This is a genomic window from Paucibacter sp. M5-1 (assembly GCF_027498415.2).
GTDB lineage: Bacteria > Pseudomonadota > Gammaproteobacteria > Burkholderiales > Burkholderiaceae_C > Roseateles_E.
Genome location: NZ_JAPZLM020000001.1, coordinates 3588548 through 3603505, shown reverse-complemented (window position 1 = coordinate 3603505; position 14958 = coordinate 3588548). Strand labels below are relative to the sequence as shown.

The 14958-nt window shown below is 68.6% G+C and carries 18 protein-coding genes; 10 read left to right on the top strand and 8 right to left on the bottom strand.

The window, feature by feature from the left end; all coding sequences use genetic code 11:
- Position 1: 1 nt before the first annotated feature.
- Positions 2-907, top strand: a complete 906-nt coding sequence (locus O5M90_RS16940) for an SDR family oxidoreductase (RefSeq protein ID WP_269839666.1) — start codon at positions 2-4, stop codon at positions 905-907.
- Position 908: 1 nt separating this feature from the next.
- On the opposite strand, the gene O5M90_RS16935 is transcribed toward O5M90_RS16940, so the two are convergent.
- The 6 genes from O5M90_RS16935 to O5M90_RS16910 all read right to left on the bottom strand — a co-directional run bounded on the left by O5M90_RS16935 (position 909) and on the right by O5M90_RS16910 (position 6013).
- Positions 909-1538 (bottom strand): general secretion pathway protein GspB, encoded by a 630-nt coding sequence (locus tag O5M90_RS16935; protein ID WP_269839665.1) that lies wholly within the window; start codon positions 1536-1538, stop codon positions 909-911.
- A 6-nt stretch (positions 1539-1544) separates the two neighbouring features.
- Positions 1545-3278: an ExeA family protein gene (locus O5M90_RS16930; protein WP_269839664.1), complete on the bottom strand. Its 1734-nt coding sequence runs from the start codon at positions 3276-3278 to the stop codon at positions 1545-1547.
- 24 nt (positions 3279-3302) lie between these two features.
- Positions 3303-3443, bottom strand: coding sequence for a hypothetical protein (locus O5M90_RS16925; protein ID WP_171018366.1), 141 nt, complete (start codon positions 3441-3443; stop codon positions 3303-3305).
- A gap of 87 nt (positions 3444-3530) precedes the next feature.
- Positions 3531-4829: a hypothetical protein gene (locus tag O5M90_RS16920; protein ID WP_269839663.1), complete on the bottom strand. Its 1299-nt coding sequence runs from the start codon at positions 4827-4829 to the stop codon at positions 3531-3533.
- A gap of 31 nt (positions 4830-4860) precedes the next feature.
- Positions 4861-5412 (bottom strand): hypothetical protein, encoded by a 552-nt coding sequence (locus O5M90_RS16915; protein WP_269839662.1) that lies wholly within the window; start codon positions 5410-5412, stop codon positions 4861-4863.
- 4 nt (positions 5413-5416) lie between these two features.
- Positions 5417-6013, bottom strand: a complete 597-nt coding sequence (locus O5M90_RS16910; protein WP_137944338.1) for a hypothetical protein — start codon at positions 6011-6013, stop codon at positions 5417-5419.
- A 184-nt stretch (positions 6014-6197) separates the two neighbouring features.
- Here O5M90_RS16910 and O5M90_RS16905 point away from each other — a divergent pair, with 184 nt between their 5' ends.
- Complete coding sequence (locus O5M90_RS16905; protein WP_269839661.1) at positions 6198-6536, top strand: hypothetical protein; 339 nt, start codon at positions 6198-6200, stop codon at positions 6534-6536.
- A gap of 16 nt (positions 6537-6552) precedes the next feature.
- Here the strand turns inward: O5M90_RS16905 and O5M90_RS16900 are convergent, their stop codons facing one another.
- A complete protein-coding gene (locus O5M90_RS16900) occupies positions 6553-7026 on the bottom strand; it encodes an Lrp/AsnC family transcriptional regulator (RefSeq protein ID WP_269839660.1) in 474 nt (157 codons plus the stop codon).
- Positions 7027-7398: 372 nt separating this feature from the next.
- Here O5M90_RS16900 and O5M90_RS16895 point away from each other — a divergent pair, with 372 nt between their 5' ends.
- Genes O5M90_RS16895 through O5M90_RS16885 form a run of 3 tightly spaced genes read left to right on the top strand, consistent with a single transcriptional unit; the run spans position 7399 to position 10258 of the window.
- Positions 7399-7791 carry a hypothetical protein gene (locus O5M90_RS16895; protein ID WP_137944341.1) on the top strand — a complete coding sequence of 131 codons (393 nt, stop codon included), beginning with the start codon at positions 7399-7401 and terminating at the stop codon, positions 7789-7791.
- Between the two features lie 5 nt (positions 7792-7796).
- Positions 7797-8234 carry a c-type cytochrome gene (locus tag O5M90_RS16890; protein ID WP_440402197.1) on the top strand — a complete coding sequence of 146 codons (438 nt, stop codon included), beginning with the start codon at positions 7797-7799 and terminating at the stop codon, positions 8232-8234.
- Positions 8231-10258 carry a DEAD/DEAH box helicase gene (locus O5M90_RS16885; protein ID WP_269839657.1) on the top strand — a complete coding sequence of 676 codons (2028 nt, stop codon included), beginning with the start codon at positions 8231-8233 and terminating at the stop codon, positions 10256-10258. The genes O5M90_RS16890 and O5M90_RS16885 overlap by 4 nt, the downstream gene beginning before the upstream one ends.
- Before the next feature lie 9 nt (positions 10259-10267).
- Here the strand turns inward: O5M90_RS16885 and O5M90_RS16880 are convergent, their stop codons facing one another.
- A complete protein-coding gene (locus O5M90_RS16880) occupies positions 10268-10672 on the bottom strand; it encodes a RidA family protein (RefSeq protein WP_269839656.1) in 405 nt (134 codons plus the stop codon).
- Positions 10673-10839: 167 nt separating this feature from the next.
- Here O5M90_RS16880 and O5M90_RS16875 point away from each other — a divergent pair, with 167 nt between their 5' ends.
- The 5 genes from O5M90_RS16875 to O5M90_RS16855 all read left to right on the top strand — a co-directional run bounded on the left by O5M90_RS16875 (position 10840) and on the right by O5M90_RS16855 (position 14886).
- Complete coding sequence (locus tag O5M90_RS16875; RefSeq protein WP_269839655.1) at positions 10840-11778, top strand: LysR family transcriptional regulator; 939 nt, start codon at positions 10840-10842, stop codon at positions 11776-11778.
- 120 nt (positions 11779-11898) lie between these two features.
- On the top strand, positions 11899-12831 hold the full coding sequence (locus O5M90_RS16870) for a LysR family transcriptional regulator (protein ID WP_269839654.1): 933 nt from the start codon (positions 11899-11901) through the stop codon (positions 12829-12831).
- A gap of 244 nt (positions 12832-13075) precedes the next feature.
- Positions 13076-13789, top strand: a complete 714-nt coding sequence (locus tag O5M90_RS16865; protein ID WP_269839653.1) for an SDR family NAD(P)-dependent oxidoreductase — start codon at positions 13076-13078, stop codon at positions 13787-13789.
- A gap of 30 nt (positions 13790-13819) precedes the next feature.
- The gene (locus O5M90_RS16860) at positions 13820-14059 is read left to right on the top strand and encodes a tautomerase family protein (protein ID WP_269839652.1); all 240 of its coding nucleotides are present in this window, start codon (positions 13820-13822) and stop codon (positions 14057-14059) included.
- Positions 14060-14442: 383 nt separating this feature from the next.
- The gene (locus O5M90_RS16855) at positions 14443-14886 is read left to right on the top strand and encodes a DUF4826 family protein (RefSeq protein ID WP_269839651.1); all 444 of its coding nucleotides are present in this window, start codon (positions 14443-14445) and stop codon (positions 14884-14886) included.
- Positions 14887-14958 lie beyond the last annotated feature (72 nt).

Genomic DNA, 14958 nt, shown 5'->3' with positions numbered 1-14958 from the left:
CATGCAGGACTCTCCAACACCGCGACCGCTGCAAGGCCGCGTCGCCGTGGTCACCGGCGCCAGCCGCGGTGCCGGGCGCGGCATCGCGCTGGAACTGGGCGCGGCCGGCGCCACCGTCTATGTGACCGGGCGCAGCACCCGCGAGCAGCCGGCCGACGGCTATGGCCAGATCCTGGCGCTGTCCGGGCTAGAGCGCCTGCCCGGCACGATAGACGACTGCGCCGAGGACCTGACCCGGCTGGGCGGGCACGGCATCGCCCTGCGTTGCGATCACACGCAGGACGAGCAGGTGGCCGCGCTGTTCGCCCGGGTCTGGCGCGAGCAGGGCCGGCTTGATCTGCTGGTCAACAACGCCTGGGGCGGCCATGAGTGCTTTGACGGGGTCTTCGAGGCGCCGTTCTGGCAGCACCCGCTGGCCCAGTGGGACGCGATGATGGACCGTGGCGTGCGCAACCATCTGCTGGCCGGCCGCCATGCGGCGCCGCTGATGGTGGAACAGGGCCACGGCCTGATCATCGGCACCACCTTCTGGGACCGCGACCGCTATCTGCGCGGCAATCTGTTCTACGACCTGGCCAAGGCCGCGATCGGACGGCTGGCCTTCGGCATGGCCGAGGAGCTGCGACCGCATCGCGTGGCCTCGCTGGCGCTGTCGCCCGGCTGGATGCGGACCGAGTTCGTGCTCAGCGGGCACCGGACCGACGAGGCGCACTGGCAGGACAGTCCGGCGCTGGCCCGGACCGAGTCGCCGCGCTATCTGGGCCGTGCGGTGGCCGCGCTGGCGGCCGACCCGCAGGTGCTGGCGCGCAGCGGCCGGGTGCTGCGGGTCGCCGATCTGGCACGCGAGTACGGTTTCAGCGATGTCGATGGCCGCCAGGTGGAGGCCTTCGAGCTGCCGCAGGGCTGAATCAATAGCTGACGCTGAAACTCTGCCCGCGCGCCGAGAAGATCGCGCGCTTGAGCTGGATCTGTTCGAGCACCAGACCCTCGGCGATCTTGTCGCCCTCGCGGAACAGCTGGCCGTTGACGATCAGCATGCGTTGGGCGGGCGCGTCGGAGTACATCGCGCCGCTGGTCGCCAGCGGCGGCAGGCTGCGACGGAAGGCCTCGGGCAGCTCGACCAGTGCGGGCACCGCGCGCTCGGTGGCGGCAGGCGGGGTGGTCGGGGCGCTGGCCATGACGGGCGGGGCCGGGCTGGCTCGGGTCTCGACCGGCGTCTCGATGATCAACGGGGCCGGCTCCAGCCGCTTCAGCTCGGGGCCGGGCTGGGGCGCGGCGGCCGGTGGGCGCTGGATCGGTGGCGGCGCACTGGCCAGCTGCACCGGGGCCGGCGCGGCACCGGGCGAGAGCAGCCAGGCCGCGAGGCCCGCTGCGCCCAGCAGCAGCGCGGCCGCGCCCCACAGCCAGCGCCGGGCCGGCGCGGCCGCCTCGTCATCATCGGCATGGTCGGCGGGGATGGGGTTGGCGTGCAGGCCGGGCACGTTGCCGCGCTCCCGTTCGGATTCGGCGCGCCGCAAGGCATCGAGGATGTAGGACATGGTGCTTCAGTGCCCAGCCAGGGCTTGTTGCAGGCGCGGCTCGTCGATGCCGCTGGCGCGGTTGAGCAGCATCAGCGTCACGGGGCCGGCCAGGCCGTCGCTGCGCAGGCCCTGGGCGCGCTGGAAGGCCGCCACCTTGGCACGCAGCGCCTGGTCGTACTTGAGGCCGAGCGGCGCCGGCGCCCCATCCGCAGCGGGCGCGCCGGAGAAAGCCTGGTCGAGCCGGGCGTCGAGCCAGGCCGGCAGCGGGCCGCTGGTGATGCGGCCCTGGTAGGCCGGCGGCGCCCGCCACAGAGTCCTGAACTCGCCGCGCCACTGCCGGTCCAAAGCCAGCAGGCTGACGGTCTGCGTGTGGCCGCCGGCGCTGACGGTGGCGTGTTGGCCGCCCAGGCTTTGCAGCAGCACATAGGCGGGCTCGCCGCTGGCGTCGTGCAGGGTCAGGATGGCGGGGCGGTCCAGCAGGCGCAGCAGGGCCAGTCCGCCGTCGGCCGCGCCGCTCTGGGTGAAACATTGGGGCGCCGGATCGGTGCTGGTCTGCGCGGTCTTGCGCAGGCCCGCACAAAGCTCGGCGAAGTCGGCCTCGGCCCTGGGCGGCGGCAGTGCCCAGAGCGCAGCCAGTTCGCGCCAGGCATCGGCCTCGCTGCGCAAGGCCAGTGTGATCGTCGCGGCCGGATCGGGTCGCGGCACCGGGGCGGAGGCGGCCGCGCTGGCGGCGGACGCAGCAGCCACGGAAGAAGCGCTCGGCGCAGCGCTGGCCGCAGCCGAGGCAGCCGCCGCAACGACGGCGACAGGCCGTTCGGCCTCGGGCCCCAGCGCGCGCGTGGCCAGTGCGAACACGGCGGCGGCGGTCAGCGCGCCGCCGGCCCCGAGCATCCAGGCCCGGCGCCGTCCAAAACCGGAATTGGGCCGCGAGGCCGCGTCGTCGAACACCTCGGCGGCGGCCTTGTCCAGCGTCTTGCGATCGATGCGTTGGCGGCCCTGGGCATAGGCGCCCAGCAGGGCCCGATCACACAGCAGATTGATGCGCCGCGGCACACCGCGCGAGAGCCGGTGGATCTGGCGCAGCGCCGCACGGTCAAAGGGCAGGGCCAGCGCGCCGCCAAAACCGGCGACGCCCAGCCGGTGCCGCACATACTGCGCGGTCTCGGCCTCGGACAGGGCCTGCAGATGAAAGCGCGCGATCACGCGCTGGGCCAGCTGCTCCAGCTCCGGGGCGGCCAGCATGGTGCGCAGCTCGGGCTGGCCGATCAGGATGATCTGCAGCAGCTTGCGCTCGCGGGTCTCCAGATTGGTCAGCAGACGCAGCTGCTCCAGCAGCGAGGGCGCGAGGTTCTGCGCCTCGTCGATGATCAGCACCGTGTTGCGGCCGGCCGCATGCTGGGTCAGCAAAAAGGTGTTCAGCGCGTCCACATAGGGCTTGACCGTGCGCAGCTCGCCCGGGCCCAGCTCGATGTGATATTCCTCGCACACCGTCCTCAGCAGCTCGGTGACGGTCAGCTTGGGGTTGAAGATGTAGGCGACATTGCAGTCCTGGGCCGGGATCTGCTCCAGGAAGCAGCGGCACACCGTGGTCTTGCCGGCACCGATCTCGCCGGTCAGCAGCACGAAGCCGCCGCCGCCGCGCAGGCCATAGAGCAGATGGGCCAGCGCCTCGCGATGGCGCTCGCTCATGAACAGATAGCGCGGGTCCGGCGCGATCGAGAACGGCTCTTGCTGCAGGCCGAAGAAGTTCGCGTACATGGCGGCGATGTCAGCCCGGGTTCATCAGCCCAGCACGCGGGCCAGGCCGTAGATGGACAGCGCGCCCGAGGCGATCAGGGCCAGGGTCTTGGCCGAGCGGTTGCCCAGCACGGCGCCGATGACGCTGCAGGCCAGGATGGCGCCGAAGAGATAGCTTGTTTTCATGCCGTGATGGTAAGGGCTGAGCGACCGGCCCCATACCGAGCTCGCCAAACCCCAACAGGCGCCGGCAAGGAGGCTGGATGAGCACCGCTATTGTCGGCCCGTCCCCTGCCTGGCACGCTTGTAGCCGCCGCCGGTTCTGAATCGCTGGGCATGTGCTTCGTCGCTCATATTCGACATCAGCAACAGGTTCAGTTCGCTGGCGCAGGCATTGTCCAGATAGGTGTCCTGCATCATGTCCGGAATCGCGTCGAGCTTGTAGCCCAGATGCGGCAGCCCGAACCAATGACCCACCTCATGGAACAGCACCGCCATGCCCGACAAGGCGGGCGAGTCGCCCGGCCCCACCACCATATCCTTAGCGCCAAAGACGTTGGCAAAGCTGTAGCGGGTCTTGTCGAAGGTGATCTCGATGGTGTTGTCAGGCTGGCCACATCCCAGAAAGGCCTCTGATGCGCCGCAGGAGGTGGGGCCGTTCTTGAGCTGGAGCTGCATGCGGGCGGCCGTCGCCAGGTGCGCGCTGCGGTCGGTGCCGCAGACCATGCCCTGCACCCGCTGCAGCACATCCGTCTGTCCGGCGGCCGGCTTGGGCGCCGTGCAGACGCGGCGCAAGCTGGGGTCGCCCCTGTCAACAAGCTCGAAGGGCACCGCCTCCATCGGCTTGCTGAGCGGCTCGAGCGCAGCCATGCCATGGGCTTGCGCGGACACCCGGGCGCGCGTCGCATTCGCCTCCCCCTTCAGCGGGAACAATTCGGGAGACAGAACCGGCGCCTGCCGCAGCCACTTGCCGACCCGCTGATCCAGCCAGAGCCGGCCATCGATCACGACCAGGGACAAGAAGTCATCCGAGCAGCTCAGGCAGGCGGTCTTCCAGCCGGTCAGGGCCATGATCAGGCTCCAGCGCAGGTTGTCGAGGCACTGTGCGTCGCACAGCGGGCCCAGATCGCTCTTCAGCGAAATCTCGGCTGAACGCCTGGACATGAACTGAGCCGGCTTGGCGACCGCAGCGACCCCGCTGGTCAGCGCTGCCTTCAGCTGCGCGGCCGACATGCCCATCTCGCCCGCCATCTGCTGCAAAGCCTCCGGCTGGGCCAGCAGCATCTGCTGGTTCATCTTCGGCATCTGTTTGAAGTACTCCACATAGAAAACCAGCTTGGTCTGCCGACGGGCGGCCTGCGAAGCCTGCAGATGTACGGGCAGATCCTTGGCATCCAGGGCCTGCTGCACCTTGCGAAAAACAGCTTCCGGGCATTTGAAGCGCTGCTCGAGCTGCGCCATATAGCGCTGCGCGCCCCGGTTCTCGGCAGCCACGTCCGCGAGCGCCAAGCCGGAGGCTGGCAGCAGGGCCAGACACACATAGCGCCAGATGCTTGTCCGTGGCTTGGTCATGGTGCAGCTCCCTCTGGACATTGATCGAAGATCAGACGCGCGGGCGCCGGATGAGTTTTCTGCCGGCGGAACCGCGCGCGGACTCGGCCTGCGCCGGTGGCGCCAGCCGGAACTCGAGAATCCGGCAGAACACAATGCCCAGCATCAGGAAGCCCGCCATGAAGGCGTGGTACTGAATGCTCAGAGAGAGTGCCAGTCGGCGCTGAAACGGGTCCACAAAGCCGGCCGCGATCATCTCGAGCGTCACCGCAAAAGCCATGTAAACGCCGTAGTAGACGGTGGCCCCGCTGCTCAGCACCAGCAGCACCGCCAGGCGGTCCATCACGCTCCAGCGCGGGTTCCAGACATGCCCGTTGACCGCCACGGCCAGGCTGCCGGTGATGAGCGAGGTATTGAGCGTCACCATCAGCGTGGACAGCAGATTCAGCTGATCCACGGTTGCCTTGGCAGCCTCGCCCGGCCCGAAACTGTGCACAGGCGAGAAAAGACCGTCAGGGACGAGCAAAGATGCGGCATACAGCAAGGCGACCAGAAGCAGAAAGATCAGCCAGTAAGGTATGTAGCGCTGCGGCAAGGCACGCATGGCATCAGCACTGCAAGGCAGGGTTGGCACCGGCACTGACCACCACCACCTGGCCGCCACACAGCCGAGCGCCGGCAGACGGCGCCAGCCTGAAAATCTTCACCGAGCCGGGCGCCAGGAAGAGTTCGATCGGTGCCTCGGTCTCCTCGCTGCCGATCGGGCCCTCCACCCGGATCTTGAACGGGCCTGCGCCCCCCTCGATCTTCAGCCGCCCCAGCTTCCTGAGCGCGGGTCGGGAGAAGCCGGAGGCGCCCAGCGCCGAACGCAGCGACGCACTGATCGTGCGCGGCGGCAATGACAGATTGAGCTCGCGGTCCAGGTAGTCGCGCATGGCCGTTTCGCTCGCCGCCGCCAGCTTGGACGGCGGCATTCCGGGTGCCGCCGCCGCAGCGGCTTCGCACATCTCCACCAGGATGGATTGCCGCGCCGCCAGGGTCAGCCGGATCTTGTGCCCCGTCTCCCAGTCCGCCATGGCGCGGGCCGCCGCAGGGACACGCTCGGCCGCAGAGGACGGAGCGCAGGGCGCGCCTGAGGCGTGACCCTCCGCCGCCACGGCGAGAAGCAGCGCCGCCACGGCGACAGGCGATGTGAGCAGCGTCATCGTGCAAATCCCCCCGGCTCTTGCAGCATCTGGATGGCTTGTGACCCAGCCATCGGGCCAGTCTGAGGGACCTGTCGGCCCCCCGCAAGCCATCGCCGACGGCCGGCCTCCTACGACTTGATGACGGGCTGGCTTGAATTCATGACGTTCTTCGAGGCACGCGCCACGGGACAATGGCGGCACGATGCCGCCGCGCCCGCGCCAACACCATCATCACCACGTCTACGTCGTCGAACTGTCCGACCGCGTCTGGAACCTGGCAAGCTTTCGCCGCGCCAATCCCGACCACGACATCTGCAAGCCCTGCGTCTATGTCGGCATGACCGGGCTCGACCCGGACCTGCGCTTCGACCGCCACAAGGCCGGCGTGCAGGCCAACCGCCTGGTGCGCGACTACGGGTTGCGCCTGCTGCCCGAGCTCTACGCGGTCTACAACCCCATGCCTTACGAGGCCGCCCGCGAGATGGAGGTCGAGCTGGCGATCGGCTTGCGCGAGGCCGGCTACGCGGTCTGGCAGGCCTGAGCCCAGATGTTGGCGCTCAAGCCGCCAGATGGACCGGCACCACCGAGTCCTTCAGCACATTGCGCAGCACAAAGCTGCTGTGCACGCCGGTCACCCCGGGGATGCGGGTCAGATGGCCCAGCAGCAGGGCCTGGTAATGGTCCATATCGCGCACCGCCACCTTCAGCTGGTAGTCGGCGGCCTGGCCGGTGATCAGCAGGCACTCCAGCACCTCGGGCAGCGAGGCCACTGCGGCCTCGAAGCCAGCGAAGCGCTCCGGCGTGTGCACATCCATCGAGATATGGACCAGGGCCATCAGGGTCAGGCCCAGCTTCTTGGCGTCCACCACCGCGCGGTAGCCGCTCACCAGCCCGGCCTCCTCCAGCGCCCGCACCCGCCGCAGACAGGGCGAGGGCGACAGCCCGATCCGGTCCGCCAGTTCCTGGTTGTGGATGCGGCCTTCCTTCTGAAGAATTTCCAGAATCTGCCTGTCAAACTTATCGATGGCCAATCAGCAACCCCAAAAAAATTGATTCTTGGCAGATTATTGCGCATTGAATGAATTCAAAGCCATCTTCGCAATCATCTGCCAGGCCCTGTTCCCTACACTGAAGTCACTGAGTTACCCACTCCGACAGCGCCCAGGCCACCCGCCCGATCTCGCGTCAGGACCACCGCTTCACAAGAGCACCGGTTTGAACGCCACCCGACCCCAAGCACAGCGATGTGGCTTGGGGTTTCGCTTTGGGGGGCATGTCGCCGAGCCAGATCGCATGAAGCCATCCGCATCCGCGAGGCAGCGTCGTCGTTGGCGCTGGGATACTGTCGTCATCAGCCCTGCGCCTCGCAGTGGCAGATCAACGCAATCCATGAGATCACTCACATGCGCAAGCCCACCCTCGCCGTCTCGCTGATGCTCGCCGTCTCGGCTCATGCGGCCACTGCCTCGCCCTGTGATCGAGCCGGCTTGCTGGCAAAGTTCAGCGAGGCGCCGGCGCTTGGCGCCGCACCGGAATTTCCGGCAAAGCTCGAGACCCAGCTCAAGCGCTTCGTGCTGTTCGACTCGCCGTTGGCGATGGATGGCTACAAATACAACGGCCTGGTCGATATGGGCGGGACGCGGGCATGGATTGTTCGCTTCGGTGGCATTGCCGGCGCTGTCGAGTGGTTCGGGCCTGTGCCTGTCGAGCCGGCCAAGTTCGTGGGCTGCCCTGACAGCCCCGCGACCAAGCGCCCCCACGACAGCAGTGCAAGCGGCGGGCAGATCAAGTCCTGACCCCGGTGCTCGCGGCCTTGCCTTCCCAGACTTTGTCGACCTACGCCAGCCTGGCCCTCACCGCCCTGCTCGCGCTCGGCCCCTCGGGCGCCAGCGCGGCCGGCCCGGTGGGCGATATCGCCGCCGGCAAGGCGACCTTTATCGCCGCCTGTGCGTCCTGCCATCAGCTCGGCCCCTCGGCGCGCGGCGGCTTCGGGCCGCAGCTCAACGGCATCGTCGGGCGGCCGGCCGGGTCCACGCCCGACTACAGCTACTCGGCCGCGATGAAGAACTCCGGCATCGTCTGGTCGGCGAATAGCCTGGCGGCCTTTATCCGCGACCCCGAGCGCAGTGTGCCGGGCACCAAGATGCGCTTCTTCAGCATCGGCTACAACGACCAGAAGATGGCGAATTTGCTGGTCTATCTGGCAAGCCTGCCGGCCTCCCCTCCCTCATCCCGATGAGCCTGGCCGATCTGCGCGCGGCGCTGGCCGCCGAGCTGGCGGCGACGCCCGAGTTCTACGACTTCAAGGTGCTGCGCAGCGAGCGCGAGGGCGCGCTGTGGCGCGTCACGCTGGAGCCGGGCTATGTCTATGCCGAAGGCCAGCGGCCGGGCGCCGCCTCGGCCCAGGTCCTGCTGGACGACAGCCTGGACGGGGCCTCGGCCTGGTGGGGCGCGCCGGTCAAGGGCGGGGCCAGCGTGCTGGCCGTGCTGGCCGAAGAGGACCAGCTGCTGCTGCAGAACGCCAGCAGCGCGCCGCCGGGGCCGGACTGCCTGATACGCCTGTACCCGACCCGCTTTCTGAACGCCGTCGCCGAGGCCTGGTGGGACACGCCCTGGGCCGAGCGCGCGCTGGCCTGCCTGCCCGATCTGGGCCGGCCCCGCCCGGTGGACGCCGCCACGGCGCTGAGCGGCGCGCCGTTCCGTTGGCTGCGCCCGGCGCAGAGCGCCGCGCTGGCCCTGGTGCAGCACAGCAGCGCCTTTTTGTGGGGCCCGCCCGGCACCGGCAAGACCACGACTCTGGGCGTGCTGCTGGCCGAGTACCTGGAGCGCCGGCCCGAGGCCCGCGTGCTGCTGCTCTCGACCACCAACCAGGCGGTGGACCTGGCCACCATCGCGGTGGACAAGGCGCTGGAAAAAGGCCGACGCGAGCAGTACCGGGCCAGCGTGCAGCGCCTGGGCACCCGCTTCGATGCAGCGGCCTATGCCGGCCGCGAGCACCTGATCCCCAGCGACGACCAGGGCCTGATCGGCCAGCTGGCGCGGGCCGAGGCGGCGCGGCCTTCGGCGCGCGGCGACGCCGGCGCGCTGAAGGCCTGGGCCGACCGTGTCGCGGCGCTGCGCGAGGAGCTGCGCGCCGCCTCGCTGCAGGTGCTGCGGCGCTGCCGGCTGGCCAGCATGACCACCACCCGCGCCGCCTTCACGCTGAAGACGCTGCGCGAGCTGAGTGGCAGCGATGCCGACGAGCCGCCGTTCGACCTGCTGGTCTTCGACGAGGCCAGCCAGGTCAGCCTGGCCCATGCGCTGGCGCTGATGCCGCTAGGCCGCGCCCGGCTGTTCGCCGGCGACCCGCAGCAGCTCTCGCCGGTGCTGCGCAGCCCGGATCGCGGCGCGCGCCGCTGGCTGGGCCGCTCGGCCTTTGCCGAGATGCCGCGCCAGGGCCCCTCGGTGGCCCTGCTGGACGAGCAGTCGCGCATGGCCGCGCCGATCAGCGAACTGGTCAGCGCGCTGTTCTACGCGGGCGCGCTGCGGGTGGCCGCCGACGCGCAGGCCGCGCCCGCCTGGGCAGCGGCGCGCCGGCGCGCGCTGGGCGAGGCCGATGCCGACACCCATGTGCAGCTGCGCCGCGTCAGGAGCGACGGCGCCTGGTCGGCGGCCGAGCGCGGGCCGGTGCGGCGCGAATCGGCCGAGGCGATGGCCGAGGCCGTGGCAGCAGCGCTCGCCAGCGGCGACTGGCGGGCGCAGGAGCTGATCGTGCTGACGCCGTTTCGCGCCCAGCGCGCGCTGATACGCCGCTGCCTGCGCGAGCACGGCGTGCCCGACGCGGCCGTCAAGGTCAGCACCGTGCACCGCGCCCAGGGCAGCGAGGCGCCGGTGGTGCTGTTCGATCCGGTCGACGGCAGCCAGCCTTTTCTGCATGGCGAGGAGGCGCAGCGCCTGCTCAATGTCGCGTTCAGCCGGGCCCAGGCCAAGCTGATCATCTATCTGTCGGCCAGCGACGCGGCCAGCCCCCTGCTCGCGCCCCTGGTGCAGCGCCTGCGCCTGGCCGGCGATGCGCGCGTGGCGCTGGATCTCAGGGATCTGGCGCGGCAGCCGGACTTCCCGGCCAATGCCCTGGGCCGTCGCGTGCGGGCCGGCCGCCACACCGGCGAGGTCAGCCGGCTAAGCCCGGACGGGCGACAGTTCTGGCTGGTCAACGAAGTCAGCGGCGCCGAGCAGCTGATCGATGCGGGGTTCTGGCGCGCGCGGGCCCTGGCGGAGGGCTAAGCCCGCGCTTCAGCGCGCTCCGGCCTCCGGCAGCTTGGCGATCACCTTGATTTCGAACTGGAAGCCGGACAACCAGGTGACACCGACGGCGGTGGCGGTCGGATACGGCGCCTCGCCCCAGTACTCTGCAGCCACAGCCCAGGCGCGTTCGAAATGGTCCTGCGGGTTCACCATGAAGACCGTCACATCGATCACGTCGGCGAAGCTGCAGCCGGCCTCGGCCAGGATGGCGTTGAGATTGCGGAAGGCCAGGCGCACCTGCTCATCGAGTTCAGGCTCGGGCGAACCGTCTGGCCGACTGCCGACCTGGCCCGAAACGAACAGCAAACCGTTCGAGCGGATGGCCGGTGAGTAGCGGTGCAGCTCGTAGAGCGCGTGGCGGCCGGCGGGGATGACAACATCGCGTGTGGACATGCGCAAACTCCTTGAAGGGATGAATGAAGTGAAAAGGGACCGGATGCCCGGACTTTAGGGAGACCGCGCCGCGCGATAAACAAGCAGCTCGCACAATGACTGTTTGGCGATTCAGGACAATCGCCGCCAAGCCCTCACCCCCTGCCTCTCACAAGCTGACCCTGCCGATGGACCGATTCGACGCGCTGCAAGCCTTCGCCCGCGTGGTGGAGGCGGGCAGCTTCACCAAAGCGGCGCAGACCCTGCACCTGAGCAAGACCACCGTGACCCAGCTGGTGCAGCAGCTGGAGGCGCGGCTGCGCGTCAAGCTGCTGCACCGCACGACCCGCCGGGTGACGGTGACGCCCGAGGGGGCCGCGTACTACGAGCGGGTCGTGCGCGTGCTCGCGGACCTGGAGCAAGCCGACGCCGGGCTGGCCGGCCTCACGGCGGCGCCGCGCGGCCGCCTGCGGGTGGACGTGCCGAGCCCGTTCGCACGCCTGGTCCTGATGCCGGCGCTACCCAAGTTCCATGCGCGCTATCCGGAGATCCAGATCGATATGGGCGTCAGCGATCGCATCGTCGATGTGATCGGCGACAAGGTCGACTGCGTGCTGCGCGGCGGCGAGGTCACCGTGCCCTCGCTGATCGCACGGCGCGTTGGCGAACTGCAGCTGGGCGTCTATGCCGCGCCCGACTACCTGCAGCGCGCCGGAACACCCACCCATCCCGCCGAGCTGAACGACGCCGCCACGCCCCACCGCATCGTCGGCTTCCTGCGCTCCGGCAGCGGCCGGGTCGCGACGATGCCGATGCGACGCGGCCGGGGCGCCGCCGGGGAGTCCGTCGAGGTCAGTGGCCGTTACATCGTCGCGGCCGACGACGGCAACGCCTATCTCGCGGCCGGCCTCGCCGGCATGGGCGTGCTCTGGCTGCCGCGCTATATGGCCGAGCCCCATGCGGCACGCGGCGAGCTGCTGCCCCTGTTCGACGACTGGCAGATCGACGCCATGCCCATGTACCTCGCCTACCCGCCGACACGGCATGTCAGCGCGAAGCTGCGGGTGTTCATGGATTGGATTGAGGAGTTGATGGCGGAGGATGCGCTGGGGACGAGCCGTCCCTGAGCGGCCTGTCCCGGCCGGCACGGCGAGATTGCGTGCGCCGCCGGATCGCCCAGGGGAAAGCGGATCAACAGGCCCCAGCTGCTCCATAGAATCATGAATCCCCACCGCGCGACGCAAGCCATGGAACGCCATCTCAACGACGTGATGCTGGGCAGTCTCGAACTGTTCTGCCTGGCGGCCGAGATGCAGAGCTTCACGGCGGCGGCGCAGGCGGCGGGGCTGAACCCGGCGGCGGTCAGCCGGTCGGTCGCCCGCCTGGAACAGCGCCTGGGTGTGCGTCTTTTTGTGCGCAGCACGCGGCGCATCCACCTGACCGACAGCGGGCGCACCTACTACGACCACTGCCGTCAGGCCCTGAGCCTGATGCGTGAGGCCGAAAGCAAGCTGACCGGCGCGCAGACAGCACCCAGCGGACTGCTGCGCATCAGCATGGCCTCGCCCTACGGGCATTACCGGGTGCTGCCGCTGCTGCCGAAATTCCGCCTGCGCTATCCGCTGGTGCAGTTCGAGCTGAACCTGAGCAACCGCAACGTCGACTTCACCGCCGAGGACTTCGACCTGGCGATACGCGGCCGCACGCCGCCCGACTCCTCGCTGATCGCCCGCAAGCTGGAGGATGCGGAACTGGTGCTGGTGGCCTCGCCCGCCTACCTGGCCCGCGCGGGCGTGCCGCAGTCGCTGGACGACTTGTCCCGGCATGACTGCCTGCAATTCGTGCTGCCCAGCACGGGGCAGTTCGTCGCATGGCAATTCCGCGTCGACGGCCGCGACGTCGACCTGGCCACGCCGCCCAGCTACCGCTGCGTGGAGGACTACCTGGGCATGGTGACGCTGGCGCGCCAGGGGGCCGGACTGCTGCAGACCTACCGCTACATCGTTCAGGAAGACCTCGCCTCGGGACGCCTGCAGGAACTGCTGCCGGCATTTGGCGGGCGCTCCCGCGCCTTCTCGCTGATCTATCCCAACCGCGAGCACACCGCGCTGCGGGTGCGGGCCTTCATCGAGTTCCTGATCGAGGAGCTCGCGCACGGCCCCGTCAGCGCCGAACGCTGAAGCCTGGGTTCAGCGGCTGACCGCCGCCCCCCTCGAAGCGCTCGCGCAGCGCGCTAATCCTGTCGAGCATGTCCGCAGCGCCGGCGTAGCCCGGCACAACCGGGTGACCTCAGCGCGCAATTCAGTCGTTCCATCGTGGTGACTTCTGCTGCCGGCCCGGCATCCCTAGATTCAGGCCATGGTCGATTTCGGCCACGGAGCCGTCGCCACTCTCTTTATGGCGTCCCATCAGGAGCAATGAAACATGAGCAATCAACAACAGAAGGTCGCCGTCATCACCGGCGCATCCCAAGGCATCGGTGCCGGCGTCGTCAAGGGCTTGCGTGAGCGCGGCTACCGCGTCGTCGCCACGTCCCGTTCGATCAAGCCGTCCGACGATCCGGGCGTGGTCACGGTGGCCGGCGACATCGGCTCGGCCGACACCGCCCGCCGCGTCGTCGACGAAGCCTTGCAACGCTTCGGCCGCATCGATCTGCTGCTGAACAACGCGGGCATCTTCACCGCCAAGCCCTTCACGCAGTACACGCTGGAGGATTTCGAAGCGAACATCTCGACCAATGTCGCCGGCTTCTTCCACATCACCCAGGCCGCCGTCGCCCAGATGGAACGCCAGGGCTCGGGCCATGTGGTGAGCATCACGACCAGCCTGGTCGACCATGCGAACTCGAACGTGCCCTCGGTCACCGCCTCGCTGACCAAGGGCGGGCTGAACGCCGCGACGAAATCGCTGGCCATCGAGTACGCGAAGAAGGGCATCCGTTTCAACGCGGTCTCGCCCGGCATCATCAAGACGCCGATGCATCACGAGTCCACGCACGAGTGGCTGGCCGCGCTGCACCCGGTCGGCCGCAACGGCGAGATCGCCGACATCGTCGACGCCGTGCTCTACCTCGATGGTGCGAACTTCGTGACCGGCGAGATCCTGCATGTCGATGGTGGCCAAAGCGCCGGCCACTGAGATCGAGACAAGCCACAGGAGCAAGCCATCATGCCCATCGTCACCATCCAGATCACCCGCGAGGGTTCCAAGCCCGGCCAGGACCGCGCCACCGCCGAAGAAAAGGCCACCCTGATCCGCGGCGTCAGCGAACTGCTCAGGGATGTCCTCGGCAAACCGCTCGACAGCACCTTCGTCGTCATTGAAGAAGTCCCCACCGACAACTGGGGCCGTGGCGGTCTGCCAACCCTGGAGCATCGACGGCGGCTTGCCGAGGCTGCCGGCAACTGACGGACGGCAATGCAGCGGCGCAAGCGGCTGCTCGTCGGTGCCGCTTGTCCCGGTGACGGCCGGGTTGATCGTCAGCGTGTGCTCGTGAGCTGACCCTCAACCCGGTCCCTAGGCTCGTCCGGTGACAGGTCTTGCCAAATGCGTGTCGCTGACCACGCCGGACGCTCCCCCAAAGGGGTGGCGAGGGCAATTCCGCAGCCTCGCAACCAGCCGCACGCCCATAATTCGGCGCATGGCCTCGTCAGATTCGATCCAATCCCCAAGAGCCGGCGATATCGGGCGGGTGGTCAATTCGATGCGGTTTGTCTGCCCCCGGCTGTGCTCGACCGCTTGGTATATGCCTTGCGGCGCCAGATAAGCGCTGACTGCCTAAACGTCATCAAATGCCCGACTTCGACGATCCAGAGATTGACGCTCAATGGTGCGCTGAGCGCCGCCGTGAAGTTGCCGAATATTTGCGCGGCGAGGGGCTATCGCACGGCCGAATCGGCGAGAACCCGGCTTGGCATGTCGCGCCGTTTGTTTCTGTTTGGGCCATAGAGAATCTTGCATCCCAGACCTCTGTTGGCTGGTGGGCGATCTCCGGTGACATGCCCAACGACTATGTCTCCGGAAGCAGGGCCAGCAACCCGCGCGAAGCGGTTCAAGCCATAGCCTCACTCTGGCAAGAAGCCGCGCAGTACATGGCGCGCGGAGAGAAGCATCCGACGTTCCGTATTGGTTCGGGCGAGCAAGACGAGGAGCTCGCACCCATGCTGGCATCGAGGGCCGCTCTCTTGCTCGAATGGGTTGATGATCCAGAAGCCTGGGAAGACGAGGATGCTTGAACGGTTGATCAAGCGGACGTGCACCAGCTACGGAATTGGGGTACCACATCGGGGTCATGTCTTGAGTCTGAC

Bases quoted from the DNA above. Each gene is read 5' to 3' on its own strand.
- O5M90_RS16940 (WP_269839666.1), top strand. From the start codon at position 2: ATGCAGGACTCTCCAACACCGCGACCGCTGCAAGGCCGCGTCGCCGTG.
- O5M90_RS16935 (WP_269839665.1), bottom strand. From the start codon at position 1,538: ATGTCCTACATCCTCGATGCCTTGCGGCGCGCCGAATCCGAACGGGAG.
- O5M90_RS16930 (WP_269839664.1), bottom strand. From the start codon at position 3,278: ATGTACGCGAACTTCTTCGGCCTGCAGCAAGAGCCGTTCTCGATCGCG.
- O5M90_RS16925 (WP_171018366.1), bottom strand. From the start codon at position 3,443: ATGAAAACAAGCTATCTCTTCGGCGCCATCCTGGCCTGCAGCGTCATC.
- O5M90_RS16920 (WP_269839663.1), bottom strand. From the start codon at position 4,829: ATGACCAAGCCACGGACAAGCATCTGGCGCTATGTGTGTCTGGCCCTG.
- O5M90_RS16915 (WP_269839662.1), bottom strand. From the start codon at position 5,412: ATGCGTGCCTTGCCGCAGCGCTACATACCTTACTGGCTGATCTTTCTG.
- O5M90_RS16910 (WP_137944338.1), bottom strand. From the start codon at position 6,013: ATGACGCTGCTCACATCGCCTGTCGCCGTGGCGGCGCTGCTTCTCGCC.
- O5M90_RS16905 (WP_269839661.1), top strand. From the start codon at position 6,198: ATGCCGCCGCGCCCGCGCCAACACCATCATCACCACGTCTACGTCGTC.
- O5M90_RS16895 (WP_137944341.1), top strand. From the start codon at position 7,399: ATGCGCAAGCCCACCCTCGCCGTCTCGCTGATGCTCGCCGTCTCGGCT.
- O5M90_RS16885 (WP_269839657.1), top strand. From the start codon at position 8,231: ATGAGCCTGGCCGATCTGCGCGCGGCGCTGGCCGCCGAGCTGGCGGCG.
- O5M90_RS16880 (WP_269839656.1), bottom strand. From the start codon at position 10,672: ATGTCCACACGCGATGTTGTCATCCCCGCCGGCCGCCACGCGCTCTAC.
- O5M90_RS16875 (WP_269839655.1), top strand. From the start codon at position 10,840: ATGGACCGATTCGACGCGCTGCAAGCCTTCGCCCGCGTGGTGGAGGCG.
- O5M90_RS16870 (WP_269839654.1), top strand. From the start codon at position 11,899: ATGGAACGCCATCTCAACGACGTGATGCTGGGCAGTCTCGAACTGTTC.
- O5M90_RS16865 (WP_269839653.1), top strand. From the start codon at position 13,076: ATGAGCAATCAACAACAGAAGGTCGCCGTCATCACCGGCGCATCCCAA.
- O5M90_RS16860 (WP_269839652.1), top strand. From the start codon at position 13,820: ATGCCCATCGTCACCATCCAGATCACCCGCGAGGGTTCCAAGCCCGGC.
- O5M90_RS16855 (WP_269839651.1), top strand. From the start codon at position 14,443: ATGCCCGACTTCGACGATCCAGAGATTGACGCTCAATGGTGCGCTGAG.